The 16,161-nt window shown below is 72.8% G+C and carries 17 protein-coding genes; 13 read left to right on the top strand and 4 right to left on the bottom strand.

Annotation, left to right across the window (positions count from 1 at the left end):
• Window position 1 precedes the first annotated feature (1 nt).
• Complete coding sequence (locus tag ACZ7LE_RS19940; RefSeq protein WP_470404988.1) at window positions 2-1,465, top strand: MFS transporter; 1,464 nt, start codon at window positions 2-4, stop codon at window positions 1,463-1,465.
• A 58-nt stretch (window positions 1,466-1,523) separates the two neighbouring features.
• On the opposite strand, the gene ACZ7LE_RS19945 is transcribed toward ACZ7LE_RS19940, so the two are convergent.
• On the bottom strand, window positions 1,524-2,819 hold the full coding sequence (locus tag ACZ7LE_RS19945) for a sigma-70 family RNA polymerase sigma factor (RefSeq protein ID WP_470404989.1): 1,296 nt from the start codon (window positions 2,817-2,819) through the stop codon (window positions 1,524-1,526).
• Between the two features lie 183 nt (window positions 2,820-3,002).
• Here ACZ7LE_RS19945 and ACZ7LE_RS19950 point away from each other — a divergent pair, with 183 nt between their 5' ends.
• Window positions 3,003-3,380, top strand: a complete 378-nt coding sequence (locus ACZ7LE_RS19950) for a YrdB family protein (protein ID WP_470404990.1) — start codon at window positions 3,003-3,005, stop codon at window positions 3,378-3,380.
• A 167-nt stretch (window positions 3,381-3,547) separates the two neighbouring features.
• On the opposite strand, the gene ACZ7LE_RS19955 is transcribed toward ACZ7LE_RS19950, so the two are convergent.
• Window positions 3,548-3,904 carry an iron chaperone gene (locus ACZ7LE_RS19955; protein WP_470404991.1) on the bottom strand — a complete coding sequence of 119 codons (357 nt, stop codon included), beginning with the start codon at window positions 3,902-3,904 and terminating at the stop codon, window positions 3,548-3,550.
• Between the two features lie 178 nt (window positions 3,905-4,082).
• Between ACZ7LE_RS19955 and ACZ7LE_RS19960 the strand changes: the two genes are divergently transcribed.
• Window positions 4,083-5,867: an HNH endonuclease signature motif containing protein gene (locus ACZ7LE_RS19960; RefSeq protein WP_470404992.1), complete on the top strand. Its 1,785-nt coding sequence runs from the start codon at window positions 4,083-4,085 to the stop codon at window positions 5,865-5,867.
• A gap of 224 nt (window positions 5,868-6,091) precedes the next feature.
• Here ACZ7LE_RS19960 and ACZ7LE_RS19965 read toward each other — a convergent pair whose 3' ends face one another.
• Together ACZ7LE_RS19965 and ACZ7LE_RS19970 are read right to left on the bottom strand one after the other, a co-directional pair.
• The gene (locus tag ACZ7LE_RS19965; RefSeq protein ID WP_470404993.1) at window positions 6,092-7,585 is read right to left on the bottom strand and encodes an MFS transporter; all 1,494 of its coding nucleotides are present in this window, start codon (window positions 7,583-7,585) and stop codon (window positions 6,092-6,094) included.
• Window positions 7,582-8,655, bottom strand: a complete 1,074-nt coding sequence (locus ACZ7LE_RS19970; RefSeq protein WP_470404994.1) for an alcohol dehydrogenase catalytic domain-containing protein — start codon at window positions 8,653-8,655, stop codon at window positions 7,582-7,584. The genes ACZ7LE_RS19965 and ACZ7LE_RS19970 overlap by 4 nt, the downstream gene beginning before the upstream one ends.
• A gap of 135 nt (window positions 8,656-8,790) precedes the next feature.
• On the opposite strand from ACZ7LE_RS19970, the gene soxR reads away from it, so the two are divergent.
• From soxR to ACZ7LE_RS20020, 10 genes are all read left to right on the top strand, one after another.
• Window positions 8,791-9,279 (top strand): redox-sensitive transcriptional activator SoxR, encoded by a 489-nt coding sequence (gene soxR, locus ACZ7LE_RS19975; protein WP_182615685.1) that lies wholly within the window; start codon window positions 8,791-8,793, stop codon window positions 9,277-9,279.
• 151 nt (window positions 9,280-9,430) lie between these two features.
• A complete protein-coding gene (locus ACZ7LE_RS19980) occupies window positions 9,431-10,120 on the top strand; it encodes a hypothetical protein (protein ID WP_470404995.1) in 690 nt (229 codons plus the stop codon).
• A gap of 124 nt (window positions 10,121-10,244) precedes the next feature.
• The gene (locus ACZ7LE_RS19985; protein ID WP_470404996.1) at window positions 10,245-10,715 is read left to right on the top strand and encodes a type II 3-dehydroquinate dehydratase; all 471 of its coding nucleotides are present in this window, start codon (window positions 10,245-10,247) and stop codon (window positions 10,713-10,715) included.
• 132 nt (window positions 10,716-10,847) lie between these two features.
• Window positions 10,848-11,600, top strand: a complete 753-nt coding sequence (locus ACZ7LE_RS19990) for a hypothetical protein (RefSeq protein ID WP_470404997.1) — start codon at window positions 10,848-10,850, stop codon at window positions 11,598-11,600.
• Window positions 11,601-11,703: 103 nt separating this feature from the next.
• Window positions 11,704-12,318, top strand: coding sequence for a hypothetical protein (locus ACZ7LE_RS19995; protein WP_470404998.1), 615 nt, complete (start codon window positions 11,704-11,706; stop codon window positions 12,316-12,318).
• A gap of 114 nt (window positions 12,319-12,432) precedes the next feature.
• Entirely contained in the window at window positions 12,433-12,996 is a 564-nt protein-coding gene (gene efp, locus ACZ7LE_RS20000; RefSeq protein ID WP_285104671.1) for an elongation factor P, read from the top strand.
• Window positions 12,997-13,136: 140 nt separating this feature from the next.
• A complete protein-coding gene (gene nusB, locus ACZ7LE_RS20005) occupies window positions 13,137-13,553 on the top strand; it encodes a transcription antitermination factor NusB (RefSeq protein ID WP_285104672.1) in 417 nt (138 codons plus the stop codon).
• Window positions 13,554-13,614: 61 nt separating this feature from the next.
• Window positions 13,615-14,931, top strand: coding sequence for an MFS transporter (locus ACZ7LE_RS20010; RefSeq protein WP_470404999.1), 1,317 nt, complete (start codon window positions 13,615-13,617; stop codon window positions 14,929-14,931).
• 120 nt (window positions 14,932-15,051) lie between these two features.
• Window positions 15,052-15,525 (top strand): SRPBCC domain-containing protein, encoded by a 474-nt coding sequence (locus ACZ7LE_RS20015; protein WP_470405000.1) that lies wholly within the window; start codon window positions 15,052-15,054, stop codon window positions 15,523-15,525.
• Window positions 15,519-16,013, top strand: coding sequence for an ArsR/SmtB family transcription factor (locus tag ACZ7LE_RS20020; RefSeq protein WP_470405001.1), 495 nt, complete (start codon window positions 15,519-15,521; stop codon window positions 16,011-16,013). The genes ACZ7LE_RS20015 and ACZ7LE_RS20020 overlap by 7 nt, the downstream gene beginning before the upstream one ends.
• The last annotated feature ends 148 nt before the right edge of the window (window positions 16,014-16,161 follow it).

A 16,161-nucleotide genomic window follows, 5' to 3' on the forward strand; every position in this document is an offset into this window, starting at 1 on the left:
CATGACCGACGCCGTACCCGGACCCGACGCGCAGCCTTCCTCGGCGAGCGAGACACCGACGCCCCCGAGGATGGGCCTGGAGCTGCAGGAAGGCGTGCGGATCCCGCGGCGCCGGGTGTTCTCCTGGGCGCTGTGGGACTGGGGCACCCAGCCGTTCAACACCGTGATCCTCACGTTCGTGTTCACGGCCCTGTACCTGACCACGGAGTCGTTCCTCGACCCCTCGGTCGCCGCGCTGGGCGAGGACGACCCGGCCTTCGTGCGCGGGATCGCGGAGCTGACCGCCGGCCTGGGGCTGTGGAACTTCATCGCCGGACTGGCGATCCTCCTGCTCGCCCCGGTCCTGGGCCAGCGCGCGGACGTGTCCGGCCGCCGCAAGGCCTGGCTCGGCGGGGCCACCGCCGCCCTGGTGCTCTGCATGCTCGCGCTGTGGTTCGTCGAGGAGGACCCGGCCTACTTCGTGTTCGGCGCGATCATGATCGCGCTGGGCAGCGTGCTCAGCGAGATCGCCGGGGTGAACTACAACGCGCTGATGGTCTCGGTCGCCACGCCCAAGACCGTCGGCAGGGTGTCCGGCCTCGGCTGGGGCCTGGGCTACGTCGGCGGGATCCTGGTCCTGGCCCTCGTGGTCGTCGCCAACCTCTCGGAGTGGTGGGGCATGCCCACCGACAACGGCCTCGCCTACCGCATCATCGCGGTGTTCTGCGCGATCTGGGCCCTGGCGTTCGTGTGGCCGATCTTCGCGTTCGTCCCCGAGATGCCGGCGTCGAGCGGGCGGCCCAAGGTCGGCTTCTTCGCCAGCTACGTGGTGCTCTTCCGGGACATCCAGGGCCTGTGGCGCACCTCGCGGCGCACGTTCTGGTTCCTGCTGGCGAGCGCGGTCTTCCGGGACGGCCTGGCCGGTGTCTTCGCCTACGGGGCGATCATCGGCAAGGCGAGCTTCGGGTTCACCACGGACCAGGTGATCATCTTCGGCATCGCCGCGAACCTCGTGGCCGGCGTGAGCACCATCCTGGTCGGCCGGGCCGACGACCGGTTCGGGCCCCGCTCCGTCATCCTCGCCACCCTCGGCGTCATCGTCGTCGCCGGCCTCGGCGTCGTGTTCCTGCGTGACCTCGGCCCGATCGTGTACTGGGTGGGCGGGCTCCTGCTGTCCGCGTGCGTCGGACCGGCGCAGGCCGCCTCCCGGTCCTACCTCGCCCGCGTGACGCCCGCCGGCAAGGAGTCCGAGATCTTCGGCCTCTACGCCACGACCGGCCGTGCGACGTCGTGGATGTCGCACGGCCTGTGGACCCTCATCATCGCGATCACGGGCGCGACCATCTGGGGCACCCTCGGGATCATCGCGGTGGTGCTGGTCGGGCTCGTGCTGATGTGGTTCGTGCAGGAGGCACCGGTGGCCGACGCCGGTACGACCGGCGAGCCGACGCCGGACGCGGCTCCGGACGCCACGGGCGTGGTCTAGCGGCCGCGACGGGCGCGGTCTGGCGAGTGCGGTCTGGCGAGTGCGGTTCGGGTGCGATCTAGCGAGTGTGGCCGGCGGTCTGTCGGGCGGCAGCCTGACGGGCCGCCGCCCGTGCGGCGAGCGCGCTCCTGAGGGCGGCCTGGAGCCGGTCGAGATCCGCGAGCTGCCCCAGGTGCCCGAGCTTGTCCGGGTTGATCACGCCCCGGATACCGACGAGCAGGCCGCCGGAGACCTCGAACGACCACGTGCCGATCAGCCCGCCGCCCACGACGTCGTCCGCCACGATGAGCAGGCCGGGCTCGCCGCCCACGAGCGCGCGCTCGAAGTGGAGCGGCGCGCCGCGGCCGATGAAGGCCGCGAGCATCCGCGCGACCGTGACGCGGCCCGCGACAGGGCGGGCGATCGACATGCCCTGGGGCACGTTCCCGCCGCCGTCGCCCGTGAGGACGACGTCCTCGGCCAGGAGCTCCAGGAACGAGTCCACCGCACCCTCCTCGCACGCTGCGAGGAACCGGGACACGAGCTCCTCGGCGCGGGCCCGGTCGCTCGCGGTACGGGGCCGCGCGGGCAGGGCGTGGTGTGCGGGCTGGTCCTGCTCCGCGTGCTGCTCCGCGGGCTGGTCCTGCTCCGCCTTCTGGGCCGCTACGGGGTGCGGTGCTTGGGGCTGTCGTGCCTCGGACTTTCGTGCTTCGGACTGTCGTGTCTCCGACCGCGGCGTCGCTGAATGCGGCGTCTCGGACCGTGGCCCCACGCGCCGCGCGATCCGCCGTCGGGCGCGCGAGGCGAGCTGGCGCGCGGCCACCTCGCTGGTACCGATCACGTCGGCGGCCTCGCTGTGCGGAAAACCGAGCACGTCGTGCAGCAGGAACGCCGCGCGCTCGGACGGCGTGAGGGTCTCCAGCAGCACCAGGAACGCGGTGGAGAGGTCGTCGGCGAGCTCGGCGTGCCGCGCGACGTCCGGCGACGGCGTCGCCATCGCGACCGGCAGCGACGGGACGGGACCGACCAGCGGCTCCGGGAGCCACTCGCCCACGTACTGCTCCCGCCGCACCCGCGCCGAACGCAGCACATCGATGGCGATGCGCGTCGTCACCGTGGTGACGAACGCGTCGGGGTTGCGCACGTCGGGCGCCTGCGAGACGCGCGTCAGCGCCTCCTGCACCACGTCCTCCGCCTCGGCCACGCTGCCCAGCATCCGGTAGGCGACCGCGAACGAGAGCGGACGCAGCCGGGCCAGCGCGGCGTCGTCCAGGACGGCGCCGGTACCGGGCGCGGTGCCGGACGGCGTCGTGCCGGCTGTCGCGTCGGATCTACCGGCAGCCGCGGCGGTCGGCGAGGCCAAGGGCTCGGTCATGCGGACATGCTCTCGCGTCATACCCCTCTGACGGTATCGGGGCGGCAGACGTGACACCTCCGCGCGATCTGCGCCGGATCGAAGAGGGCAGTCCGGGGCTCCGGCCAGAGGAACGTGGGGACGCCCGGAGGAACGCTGGGACGACGCGTGAGCCCTGGTCACCGGGTGCGTACGCTGGCGCGCGTGAGAACTACTGCCCTCGTCGTGCGCTTCCTGCTCGAGCTCGCACTCGCCGCGGGCGCGGGCTACGCCGCCTGGAACCTCGCGGACGGCGGCTGGCGCGTCGCAGCCGTCCTCCTCGCGCCGGCCGTCGTGATCGCGCTCTGGGCGACGTTCCTCTCGCCGAAAGCGCCCGTGGCGGTCCCGGCCTGGGCACAGGTCGTGATGGAGGCTGCCCTCTTCGGCGGCGTCGGATACCTGTGCTGGCGCGCGGGAGCCTCCGCACCCGGCGTGGCGCTCGCGGCCGTGTGGGCGGTCGACCGGCTGGTGCTGTGGCTGACCCGGAACCAGCGCAGCGTGCTGGAACCCGAGCGCGACCCCGGGCCGCGCCGGGCCGACTGAGGCGAGGCGCTGGGCGCTGGGCGCCCGCACGTCCCCGGGTGGGGTGCGACGTGGCCGCTCGACCGGGCTGCTCGACGTGGCTGCTCGACGTGGCTGCTTCTCGAGAGGGCGCAGCGTGGCTGCGCAGGGTGGCGGTTCAGCGTGGCCGTGCAGTGCAGCGTCACGGTTCAGCGTGACCGCATGGCGTCGATCTCGTCGCGGCGGAACAGCACGAGGCGGTCCAGGACGTCGTCCGGCAGCGGCTGGTCCGGTGTGAACCGCACGGTGCCCTTCGACGTCGAGAAACCGGCCAGGTCGGGTGCGAGCGCGTCGATCGCGGGCGGGCTGAACGGGTACAGCCCGATGTGCTTCGCGGTGGCGCGCGCAGAGACCAGCGGGCTGCCCCGGTAGCGCAGGGCGGCCATGCCGTAGCCCATACCCTCCTCGGCGTCCGGCACGAGCTCCAGCGCCCGCGCACGCACGTGCTCGACGGCGTCCTTGGCCGGCCCGTCCAGGCCGGCGATGTACTCGGTGAACTCGCCCATGGCCACAGCCTCGCGAGGTCCGGCAGGTTCCGCGAGGGCAGGGGTGTCGGACGGCGTTGGCGCAGCCCTCGGCGGCGCCCCTCCGGAGTGCGAAGAGTTATCCACAGATTGGAAGTGTGCCTCGCGATGCGTATGAATGTTCGAGACAATGGTGTCAGGCGAACGAGGGGGTGGCACGGTGGACTCGAACGGGATGGCGTCGGGTGGTGTGTCCCCGGGGTCGTTGGAGGTGGTGCTGGCCCGGATCGAGACGGCCGTGGGCGAGCTGGCCGATCTGGTGGCACCGGGTGTGTTGGATGGTTGGGGTGCGCCGACGGTGGCCCGGTTGATGGAGGCGCACACCCGGATCCGGCGGGTGACGGGCCGGTTGGACGGTGTGCGGTTGACCGTGTTGCCGCGGATCGAGGACGACGGTTCGTGGCGCAGTGGTGGTATGTCGCGCACGTTCGCGTCGTGGTTGCGGCTGCGGGAGGGTGTGGCGGCGTCGACGGCCCGTAAGGACGTGGCTATGGCGCGTCGTCTGGCGCAGGCCCTCCCGGTGACGCGTGAGCGTCTGGTCGCGGGGATCCTGGGTGTGGATCATGCCCGGGTGATGGCGGAGGTCGCGCCCACGAGTCAGACGCGTCAGGACGCGTTGGCGTGGCTGATCGACGCTCGCACCGGCGAGCCCACGTCACCGGAGGCGTTCGTGGACACGGTCGCGGTGGATCTGCCCGACCCGGCTGATGACCCGGACGGCTCCCGCACCCGTGACCAGATCACCCAAGTGCTGGAGACCGCGATCTCGGAGGGAACCGTGGTGACGGGTGAGGGTCTGGTCCTGCGGGAGGCGGGGGTGTTGAACGCGGACCAGTTCCGGGTGGTCGCGCGCCGGTTCGCCACGATCATCGACCCGGACACGGACGAGGTGGAGGATGACCGGGCGGCCCGGGGTGAGTTCCTGGACGTGTCCAAGACGTTGGGCGGGTTTCATGTGGCGGGGTTCCTGACCGATGAGCACGGCCTGTTGCTGACCACGGCTTTGAATGGGGTGGTGGGTGCTCCGGCTGCTGAGGACTGCAGGACGCCGGGTCAGCGTCGTGCGCAGGGTCTGGCGGATGTGGCGCGTGTGGTGCTGGATGCGAACGTGGTCTCGCCGGGTGCGTTGATCCGGCCGCACCTGAGTGTCACGGTCTCGTGGTCGGAGCTGGTAGCCCAGGTCACTCGCACGCGTGAGGGCCTGTGCCTGACCTGTGGGCAGAGCGTCCCGGGCCGGCCGGGCGCGTCGCACGCGGGTGCGTTGAACGCGAGCGGGTCGTGCCTGGGGGCGCCGGGTACTGGTGCTGGTCCGGTGATCGTGGCTGGTGCTGGTGCTGGTGCTGGTGCTGGTGCTGGTGCTGGTGCTGGTGCGGGTGCGGGTGCGGGTGCGGGTGGGCTGGGTGCGGGGGCTGGGGTGTCGGGTTCGGGGTTGCTGGCGTCGGGTGGTGCGGTGTTCACGGAGTCTGGTTCTCGGGTGCCGTCGGGGTTGTTGCGTCGGTTGGCGTGTGACAGTGCGGTGACGCGGGTGGTGTTCGGGCCCGATGGTGCGGTGTTGGATGTGGGGCGTGCGCGGCGGACGGTGTCGGGGCAGATGCGGCGTGCGGTGATCGCCCGTGATGGGCGTTGTGTGTTCCCGGGGTGTGATCAGCCGCCGTCGCGGTGCGAGGTGCATCATGCGGTGACGCACTGGGCTGAGGGTGGTGCCACGTCGGTGGCGAACAGTGCGTTGTTGTGCTGGTTCCATCACCAGATGGTTGATGCGCGGGGGATCGCTATGTCCTGGCAGGGCAAGCCCGCGACCGCCAATGTCGGGGGTGTGTTGGTGGAGACGGGGTGGGTCTTCACGGACGCGCGGGGTCACCGTATCCGAGTGCCCGATTCCATCGACCCACCCGCCGACCCACCCATCGACCCACCCGCCGCACCACGGGCCACCGCCGCGTGATGTCCGGTGTCCGCACGGCCACGGCCGCTGTCACCAACAGCGGCCGTGGCCTGATCGACCGCACGCGGAGGGTCAGCGGAGGGTCAGAGTCGCGCCACCGCCGGCCGAGCGTGCTTACCTTCGACCGGCCCTGCTCTGCGCTGCTGCGCCACCCACTGCTGTGCCACGTGCTGCGGTGCCACGCACTGCAGCGTCCCGCGGGGCTCCGTGCGGCCGTCCCACGCTCACGGCACAACCTGCGGAACGTCGACGCGCGTCCTGCCCGCGAGCGCGAGCGCAGTCGCCGCCAGCAGCCCGGTGAGCCCCAGCACGACGGCGTAGGCGGGCAGCCCGGCGACGTCGTACAGGGTCCAGAGCAGGGCGCCGGTCGCGGACGACGCGACGGCGGCCGCGACGGCGTCGGCCACCTGGAGGGCAGACGACGCCGAGCCCTGCTCGTGCGGCGGCGCCAGCTCCAGCGTGAGGACCGACAGCGTCGGGTACACCAGACCCATCCCGCTGCCCGAGAGCACCCAGAACGCCATCCCGACCCCGGCCGGCACATCCGGGAGCACGAGCATCGCCGCGCCGACCATCCCGAGGGCGAGCAGGCCGCCGCCCAGCCGCACATAGCCGGCGTGGCTCAGGTGCAGCAGGTTCCGTCCCCGCACCCACGACGCCGCGGACCAGCCCAGCGCCCCGACCGTCAGGATCAGCCCGGCGCCGCCGGGGCTCAGGTGTCGCTCGTGCACCAGGAGCAGCGGCAGCAGCACCTCGGCACCTGTGAACGCCGCCGAAACCAGCGCCCGCACCGACACGACAGCGGGCAGCCCGCGTCCCGCATGCAGCACGGACAGTGCCAGGCGCAATGCGTGCCGCAGCGGACGATCGGCCTGCCCGACGTCGGAGGGCGGGCCGGCGGCGGGAGCCTCCACGGCGTCGGCGGAAGCCTCGACGGCACTGCCGCTCGCCAGGGTGATCGGGGCGCCTACGCCCAGCTCGACTTCCGGCACTCGCTTGTTGCCCGGCACATGCCCGTCGTCCGGCGCACGCCCGTCGTCCGGCACGTGCCCGTCGCTCGGCGCACGCCCGTCGCCCGGCGCGCGCTCGGCGTCGGACCCGTGCCCCGCGCCCTGCGCCGCCGTCAGCCCGGGGCGCATCAGGATCGCGGCCGGGACGGTGAGCGCGGCCGCGCCGAGGAAGACCCAGCGCCAGCCGAGGTGGTCGACGACGAGCCCCGCCAGCCCCGGGCCCACGATCGCGGGTACCACCCACGCGGCCGCGAACGCCGAGAAGACTGCCGGACGTCGTTCCGCGACAAAGACGCGTGCCACCAGGACGTACAGCGCCACGCCGAAGAGCCCGCTGCCGACGCCCTGGACCGCGCGTCCGGCGATGAGCGCGCCCATTCCGGTGGCGGTCCCCGCGACCACCAGGCCGACCACGAAGAGCGCCACGCCGGTCCACATCGCCGGCGCCGGACCGGTGCGGTCGCACCAGCGTCCCGCCGTGAGCATGCCCACCACGCTGGTGGCGAAGACCACCGCGAAGGCGAACGTGTAGTGCCGCAGCCCGTTCAGGTCGACGGCGATGGTGGGCATCGCCGTCGCCACGGCGAGGGCCTCGAAGGCCCCGAGCGAGCAGAGCGCGACCATCCCGATCAGGACGAGGCGCTGCGCGCCTGGGCTCAGGGTGCCCGGCGCCGCGACCGTCCGTGCGGTGGAGACCGCCGCGGTCACACCAGCACCACCTTGCCGGTGGTGCGGCGCTCCTCGAGCTCGCGGTGGGCGCGGGCGGCCTCGGCGAACGGCACGCGGTGCGTCACCACCCGCCAGCGACCCGAGGCTGCGTTCGCCAGCGCGCGCTCCTGGTACGGCCGTTGGTCGCCCATCGGCGGAGCCGCGGGCCCGACGGCGTAGCGCACCTCGACCGGTGACTCGATCCGGTCGGCCTCGGCCCATGACGTGTACCGGTTGGCCGTCCCGGACGCCCAGCCGTACGCGACGAGCCGGCCCGGCGCGGCGCCGTCGCGCGTGCTGCCGCCCGAACTGCCGCCCGAACTGCCGTCGCCAGCACCGCGCAGCAGACCCGTGGCCGCGGTGCCGAGCTCGCCGCCCACGCCGTCGAGCACGAGGGTCGCGGGGGAGCCACCGAGGGCCGCGCGGGCCGCGTCGGGCCAGCCCGGGACGGAGTAGTCGATCAGAACGAGCCGGTCCGCGTCCGGCAGCAGGTCGCGCAGGACCTGCAGCTTCGCGGCGCCGCCGGCGAGCGCGACGACGCGCGCCCCGGAGTGCAGCGCCTCCTGGACGAAGAGCGTGCCGAGCCCACCCGCTGCGCCCGTCACGACCACGACGTCGTCCGCCGTCACCGCGGCGAGGTCGAGGGTGTAGACGGCCATCCTGCCGGTGCCGATCATCGTGATCGCGTCCGCCGGGGCCAGCGGGGCGCCGTCCGCGCCGTCGAGTACGGCGTGCAGCTTCTCCGCGCCGACGGCGACGCGCCGGGCGTACCCACCGCCGTCGGGCACCGGCCCGAGATGTGCCGCCACGGGCCGACCGATCCACGAGGGGTCGACGTCCGGCCCGACGGCGACCACGGTGCCCGCGATCTCGCGGCCCGGCACCGTCGGAAGGCTGGGCAGGGGGAGCGGCGGGCCCGCCTCGCCGCGCCGGTGGCTGGTGTCCAGAAGGTGCACCCCGTGCGCGACGGCGTCGACGAGCACGTCGCCGGGGCCGGGAACGGGGTCCGGGACCTGCTCGAGCACGAGGACCTCGGGCGGTCCGAAGGAGTGGTGTCTGATCGCGTCCATGCGCTCATCCTTTAACCTGAACCAAAGTTGAGGTCAACACCGGTCCGAGCTGTGTTGGCGGAGCCCCTGCCCCCAGCTCGCCGCAGTGCCCGTTGACCGGTGTACCCGAGTTCTCATGAGTCGTGGAGGTCACGCATGGAAGCGCCCAACCCCGCCGTCCCCTGGGATCGTGACGAGCTTACCGTCGGCGATCTCGCGGCCCGCAGCGGTGTCGCGGTGTCCGCGCTGCACTTCTACGAGCGCAAGGGCCTGATCACGAGCCGGCGGACGTCGGGCAACCAGCGGCGCTACCGGCGCGAGACGCTGCGCCGCGTCGCGTTCATCCGGGTGTCCCAGCGGGTCGGGATCCCGCTCGCCGACATCGGCGCGGCGCTCGACACCCTGCCGGGGGACCGGACGCCCACCGCGAAGGACTGGCGCCGCATCTCACAGGCCTGGCACGACGACCTCGACGCGCGGATCGAGCAGCTCTCCCGCCTGCGCGACCACCTCACGGACTGCATCGGCTGCGGCTGCCTCTCGCTGCGCCGCTGCGCGCTGACCAACCCGCACGACGCCCTCGCCGAGGCCGGACCCGGCCCGCGGACGCTGCTGGTGGAGGGTCTGGAGCCCGACGGGGCGTGATCGAACGGGGCGTGATCGGACGAGGCGTGATCACCGGCGGGGTCCTGGTCGAGGTGTGTCACCGGCTCGGGCGTACCGAGCAGAGATGTCAGTGGCGCGGGGTAGCGTGCGCGACGCCGGACATCAGCAGCAGCCAGCCGAAGGGGAAGCCGTGGGGACGTACTTCGAGTGGGTCGCAGACCTGGACGCGACCGAGGCCGAGGCCCGCGACCTGGGACAACGGGTCGTGGACGCGCTCGTCGCGCGTGGGGTGCTGTTGCCGGAGGTGTCCCCGGCTGCGGCCCTGGGCGGCTCCGGGTACCCGCCGGGTCCGGGGTGGACGGACATCCTCGCCCGGTCAGCCGCCCGGTCGGGAGCAGGGTCTGGAGCAGGCACGGTCTCCGGGGAGGTCCCATGGGGCATGTCGGTCGGGGTGGGGCGCGAGGTGTATGACGGCGGGCAGAGCAGCGTCGACACGGTGACCTGTCCCCAGTGCTCGGTCCGCAGGTCGTTCTTCGGGCCGCCCGAGGAGTTCGGCCCCACGTGCTCGGACGAGGACGGGCTGCGCTGGTTCTACGACGCGGCTGCCGCCTGGCGGGACGGCGACGACGGCCTCGTTGACGGTGACGGACACGCTGGCGGGCACGACGGCGGGCACGGTGCCGGCGACGCGACGATCGACCTGGTGTGCCGCGAGTGCGGCGCCGCGTCCCCCGTCACCCAGTGGTCGGCCGACGGCGCTGCTCTGGCCTGCCTGGGTTTCACCTTCTGGGAGTGGGACGAGCTGCGCCCCGAGGTCCTCGACTGGATCTCCGAGGCGACGGGCGGCCATCGGATCGTGGGCGGCAGCGGCAAGGTGTGAGAGCCCGGTGCGTCCGAGATCCAGCGCGTCCGAGATCCGGTGCCTCCGAGATCCGGTGCCTCCGAGATCCGGTGCCTCCGAGATCCGGTGACGTCAGGCGCGGCGGCCCACTAGGCTCGCGGCCATGGTTTCTGCACTGCCCAGCGTCCTGGTGCTCAACGGTCCCAATCTCGGCCGGCTCGGCGTCCGCGAGCCCGAGATCTACGGCCACGCCTCGATGGCGGACCTCGAGGTCGCGGCGGCGAAGTGGGGCGACGAGCTCGGCCTGGCGATCGAGGTGCGGCAGACCGACGACGAGTCCGAGATCGTCGGCTGGCTGCACGAGGCGGTGGACGCCGGTGCCCACGTGGTGCTCAACCCCGCCGCGTTCACGCACTACTCGTACGCGCTGCGGGACGCCGCGGCGCAGGTCACCACGGCGGGGCTGCTGCTGGTCGAGGTGCACCTGTCGAACCCCGCGACGCGCGAGTCGTTCCGGCACTACTCGGTGGTCGCCGGGATCGCGACGGGGACCGTGGCCGGATTCGGGTTCGACTCCTACCGGCTCGCGCTCTCGGCGATCGCGACTCGGCTCGGGGAGCAGCGGGGGGAGTAGCTGGGGAGTGGCAGGGGGAATGGCAGGGCGAGCGGTTCGGCCCGATATCTTCCACACAAGGCTCAAGACTTGACTCGACCTCATCAAGTCTCAAACCTTGAGCACCTTGACTTAAGGCTCTAGGCTTGAGCCATGATCGTCCTCACCGTCGACCAGCGGGGCTCGACCTACGCGGCCGACCGCGTTCCCGAGGTCCTCGCGGAGCTCGCGCGCCTGACGCGCTTCCGCGAGGGGGTCGTCGTGGGGTTCGAGCGCACGGTGGGTGACGAGGTCCAGGGCATCCTGGCGTCAGGCCGGGCGGGCGCCGAGCTCGCCGTCGACCTGTCCCTGCATCTCCTGCGGGACCAGGGCTGGAGCGTCGGTATCGGCGTCGGCCAGGTCGAGGGGCCGCTGCCCACGGTGTCCCGCGAGGCGCGCGGCTTCGCGTTCTACCGCGCCCGCGACGCCGTCGAGCGGGCCAAGACGCGCGGCAGGGGCACGTCGGTCGCGGTGGAGGGTCCGCCGCCGGGTGCGCCGGACCTGAGGACCGTTGTCCGGGGCGGAGCCGACCCGGGTGCGGACCGCGACCCGGCGCAGCCCGACCTCGCAGGCGAGGTCGAGGCGCTGCTCCGCCTTCTCGCGGCGATTCGCGCGCGCCGTACACCCCACGGCTGGGAGGTCGCCGATACGCTCGCCTCGCTGCCGGACAAACCGGGACGACAGAGGATTGTCGCCCAGTCCTTGCACGTCAGTGAACAGGCGGTGAGTCAGCGCGTCCGAGCGGCGCTCTGGCAGGAGGAAGAGGCGGTGCGGCCGGTCGTGGTGCGGCTGCTCGCCGAGCTGAGTGGCTCGGTGGGCCCGGACCTGGTTCCCGGTCCGGACCCTGTTCCTGAGCGGGACCAGTAGCCGACCGGGAGCAGAAGCCGACCGGGGCCGGCTGAGAACGAGCCGTAGCCAAGAGGTGCCGCGTCAAGAGCTGGCGCGAGGAGCTGAAGGGGAACGTCACGCCGTGACCTGGGAGATGCTGGACTACATCGACGGATGGCAGTGGGTCGCTGCCGTCGCGACCTGGCTGGTCACGTTGGCGCTGAGCGTCATCGTGGGCTCCTGGGTGGTGCCCTGGGTGCTGCGCCGCGCGGGCCGCGGAGACCTGCCCTGGGCGCGCTACAAGCCGCCCGTCTACCCGCAGGCCCTGGAGCCGGGCGAGGGCGGCGAAGGCGAAGGCACTGCTGGTGAAGGCGCCGCCGGCGAGGGGGCAGCCGGCGAGGCAGGGGCGACCGAGAAGGGATCCGGCTCGGGCGCCGACGGCGGTTCGGGTTCGGCGAAGGGGTCCACCGGCGAGGAGTCGCCCACCGGCACGATGCACCCGGACGCCGTCGCGATCCTCCGGGGCGGCGCGTGGCTCGGCGTGCTGGAGCGCCTCGCGATCACGGGTTCCCTGCTGGCCGGCTACCCGTACGGCATCGCGATCGTCGTCGCGATCAAGGGCCTCGGGCGGTACGCGGAGCTGCGCGACCAGCCCGTCGCGTCGGAGCGGTTCGTCGTGGGTACGCTCGCCTCGTTGATCTGGTCGGTCGCCACCGGACTCCTGGGACTTGTCGTGCTGAATGCGCTCGTCCTCTGACCCGTCCGGTAGACTTGACCGCTGCTGCTTGACACCTCGCTTGATCACCCCAGCCGCCGGCCTCTCGTCGGCGTGCCCCGGGGTACACCCTTCACCCGACACAGGAAGACGAACGTGGCTACCTCCAACGACATCAAGAACGGCACCGTGCTCCGCATCGACGGCAACCTCTGGTCCGTCATCGAGTTCCAGCATGTCAAGCCGGGCAAGGGTGGAGCGTTCGTCCGCACGAAGATGAAGAACGTGCTGTCCGGCAAGGTCGTCGACAAGACGTTCAACGCGGGCATCAAGGTCGAGACGGCCAACGTGGACCGCCGAGACTTCCAGTACCTGTACATGGACGGCGAGGACTTCGTCTTCATGGACAACGACACGTACGACCAGATCAACGTGTCGGCCGCGACCGTCGGCGACGCGAAGGACTACATGCTCGAGGGCATGAGCGTCATGCTCGCCTCGAACGACGGCACCCCGCTGTACATCGAGCTGCCGGCGTCCGTCGTGCTGGAGATCACCTACACCGAGCCGGGCCTGCAGGGCGACCGTTCCACCGGTGGCACCAAGCCGGCGACGCTCGAGACGGGTGCCGAGATCCAGGTCCCGCTGTTCCTCGAGCAGGGCGTCAAGGTCAAGGTCGACACCCGCACGGGCGACTACCTCGGTCGCGTCACCGAGTGATCATCGGCGGCGGGCCCGTACCGGGCCCGCCGCGGTTCGTGTCACGGCTCGTCGCCGAGCCGACCTGACCGACCCGAGCCGACTTCCAGCCGAGCTCGTAGCCGGCTATCGCAACTGAGCTTCCGCGACAGAGAGAGACCATGGGCGCACGCACCAAGGCGCGCAAGCGCGCCGCCGACATCCTCTTCGAGGCGGAGCAGCGCGGCATCGACCCGCTGACGCTCCTCGCCGACCGTGTGGCCGTGCCGCACACCGAGGCGGCCGTGCCGCAGTACGCCGTCGACATCGTGGAGGGCGTGGTCGCGCACCGCGACCGCATCGACGAGGTGCTGGAGACCTACTCGCAGGGCTGGACCCTCGACCGGATGCCGGCCGTCGACCGCGCGCTGCTGCGGATCGGCTCGTGGGAGGTCCTCTTCAACGACGACGTGCCCGACGCCGTCGCGCTGGACGAGGCGGTCGACCTCGCCGGCGACCTGTCCACGGACGACTCCCCGGCCTTCGTGAACGGCCTGCTCGGCCGGGTCAAGGACCTGAAGCCGACGCTGCTGGCGTGACCTGCCCCGCACGCCGGCAAACTGGCCGGTACGCAAGCCGGTACGCCGGCGGGCGAGCACTGTGAGCACCGGTCCCGGCGCTGGACGGTTCGACGAGCGACGTCTGCTCGTCGCCCTGTTCGGCGCCGGGACCGCTGCGTTCGCCCAGCTCTACGCCCCGCAGTCCGTCCTGCCGGACGCCGCCCGCGAGCTTGCGACGTCGGCCTCCGCGACGTCGCTCCTCGTCTCCGCCGCGACCCTCGGCCTGGCCGTGGGTGTGCTGCCCTGGGCGTCGGTGGCCGACCGCGTCGGGCGGGTCCGAGCGATGACCGTCGCGATGCTCGGCGCCACCGCGATCGGGCTCGTGGTCCCGTTCGCGCCGTCGTTCGAGCTGCTCGTCGCCGGTCGCGCGGTGCAGGGGCTGTTCGTCGCGGGCGTGCCCGCCGTCGCGATGGCCTACCTGACGGAGATGCTGATCGAGTCGGGGGCGGCGGCCGCGGTCCCGCGCGCCGCCGGGACGTACGTGGCGGGCACGTCGGTGGGCGGCCTGCTGGGGCGGATCGTGTCCGGCGGCGTGGCCGAGCTGTTCGGCTGGCGCGCGGGCGTGGGCGCCGTCGCCGTGACGTGCCTGGTCGCGACGGGTGCGTTCATCTGGCTCGCCCCACGGGACCGGGGGCCGCGGGCGGCGCCGGGGGCGGGGACGGCGGGAGCGGGGTGGGGTGACGGCGCTGCTCCCGACAGCCCAGCCCTCGACAGCCCAGCTCCCGACAGCCCAGCTCCCGACCCCGCCTTCCCCGAGCGAAGTGCTCCTCGCGGTCGGCTCGGGTGGTTCCGTGCGCTGCTGAACCCGCGCCTGCTCGTGCTGGACGCGCAGGGCTTGCTGCTCATGGGCGGGTTCGTCGCCGTCTACAACTACCTGGGCTTCCGCCTCGCCGCCCCACCCTTCGACCTCTCGCCCGGGGTGGTGAGCCTCGTGTTCCTCGCCTACCTGGCCGGGACCTGGTCGTCGGCGCGGACGGGCCGGCTCGTGCTACGGCACGGGCGGCGCCGGGTGCTGATCGTGTCGACCGGAGTGATGGCGCTGGGGGTGGTGGTCACGCTGTCGGGCTGGCTGCCGCTCGTGCTGGCCGGGCTGGTCGTGCTGACCGCCGGGTTCTTCGGCGCGCACGCCGTGGCCAGCGGGTGGACGCCGGTCGCGGCACCTCAGGCCCGGACCCAGGCCGCCGCCGTCTACAACCTGGCCTACTACGCGGGGTCCAGCCTGTTCGGCTGGCTCGGCGGGATCGGATTCGCGCTGGCGGGCTGGCCCGGGACGGTGGGGATGGTGCTCGCACTGGTCGCGGTCGCGGCAGGCCTGGCGGCGGTGGTGCTCCGGGACGAGGCAGGCAGCGCGCCGTAGGTAGGGCGGCACAGGCAACGCAACCAAAGGGTTGCGCATCGGCGAGCGAGGGTGCATCGTAGAAGTGCAATCAAATGGTTGCGCTATCCTCGATCGATCGAGCCGTTCCCGGAGGACCCCATGACCACCACCCAGCCCCGCGCCAGCATCGACCTCGCCGCACGTTCCGTCACCCGCACCGTCCGGGTCGCCGCCGGACCCGACGAGGTCTGGCGGGCGATCTCCGAGCCCGAGCACGTCGCCGGCTGGTTCGGCGACGGCTGCGAGACCGACGACGGCGGCCCGCTCGCCGCCGGCACCCGCGGCCGGCTGCACTTCGAGGGCTACGGCTGGTTCGCCTTCGAGGTCACCCGGTCCGAGGCCGGCCGCGTGCTCGCCTACCGCTGGGGTCAGTCGGCGGACGAGCCCGAGCGCATGACCGAGGCCACGTTCACCCTGGAGCCCGACGGCGCCGGCACCAACCTCACCGTCCACGAGACCGGCTTCACCGGCGACACCGACGACGCGGTGCGCTCCGCGCTGGACGGTAACCGCGAGGGCTGGGACGTCGAGCTGGACGAGCTCGTCGAGTACGTCGAGTCGCGGTCGTGGTGACGTCGGGGGCGGCGGCTGCACCGTCCGGAGCATCGGCACCGTCGCCGGTCGCCGCGTTCGCGGCGCTCGGCGACGAGACTCGCTGGGCCGTGCTCCAGGCCCTGTCGGGCGGGGAGCCGGCCGGGGCGCTGAGTGGGCAGCCGGGCGGGGAGCCGGCCGGGGAGCCGAGTGGGCACCCGGGCGGGCAGCCAGGCGGGGAGCCGAGCACGGAGCCGGCCCGCGCAGGCACCGTCGACGCCGCCTCCGGTCTGACCGCCTCCGTCCTCGCCGCGCGCCTCCCGGTGACGCGGCAGGCGATCGCGAAGCACCTCGCAGTGCTGGAGGCCGCCGGGCTGGTCGAGTCCTGGGTCGTCGGGCGCGAGCGCCGGTATCGCGCGCTCGGCGCGGAGCTGACGGCGCTGGGCCGTCGGCTCGAGCGCATCGGGGACGCGTGGGAGGCGCGGCTGGGTCGCATCGCCGGTATCGCGGAGCGTCTGGAGCGCGGCTGACGCCCCGTGCGCCGTCGGTGCCCGGGATGTGAGCAACGCCCCTCCCGGCGGGCGCCGACGTCGGCATCCGGCACAGGGACGGCGCGTTATGGTGGTGGCTGTCAGACTCCCTTTAATCCCGTCCGGTGAGGCGGAGAAGGAGGTCGCC

This window comes from Promicromonospora sp. NPDC110617 (assembly GCF_055598465.1).

Excerpts from the sequence above, each read along its gene's own strand:
- ACZ7LE_RS19940 (WP_470404988.1), top strand. The coding sequence starts at position 2 with ATGACCGACGCCGTACCCGGACCCGACGCGCAGCCTTCCTCGGCGAGC.
- ACZ7LE_RS19945 (WP_470404989.1), bottom strand. The coding sequence starts at position 2,819 with ATGACCGAGCCCTTGGCCTCGCCGACCGCCGCGGCTGCCGGTAGATCC.
- ACZ7LE_RS19955 (WP_470404991.1), bottom strand. The coding sequence starts at position 3,904 with ATGGGCGAGTTCACCGAGTACATCGCCGGCCTGGACGGGCCGGCCAAG.
- ACZ7LE_RS19970 (WP_470404994.1), bottom strand. The coding sequence starts at position 8,655 with ATGGACGCGATCAGACACCACTCCTTCGGACCGCCCGAGGTCCTCGTG.
- soxR (WP_182615685.1), top strand. The coding sequence starts at position 8,791 with ATGGAAGCGCCCAACCCCGCCGTCCCCTGGGATCGTGACGAGCTTACC.
- ACZ7LE_RS19985 (WP_470404996.1), top strand. The coding sequence starts at position 10,245 with ATGGTTTCTGCACTGCCCAGCGTCCTGGTGCTCAACGGTCCCAATCTC.
- ACZ7LE_RS19990 (WP_470404997.1), top strand. The coding sequence starts at position 10,848 with ATGATCGTCCTCACCGTCGACCAGCGGGGCTCGACCTACGCGGCCGAC.
- nusB (WP_285104672.1), top strand. The coding sequence starts at position 13,137 with ATGGGCGCACGCACCAAGGCGCGCAAGCGCGCCGCCGACATCCTCTTC.
- ACZ7LE_RS20015 (WP_470405000.1), top strand. The coding sequence starts at position 15,052 with ATGACCACCACCCAGCCCCGCGCCAGCATCGACCTCGCCGCACGTTCC.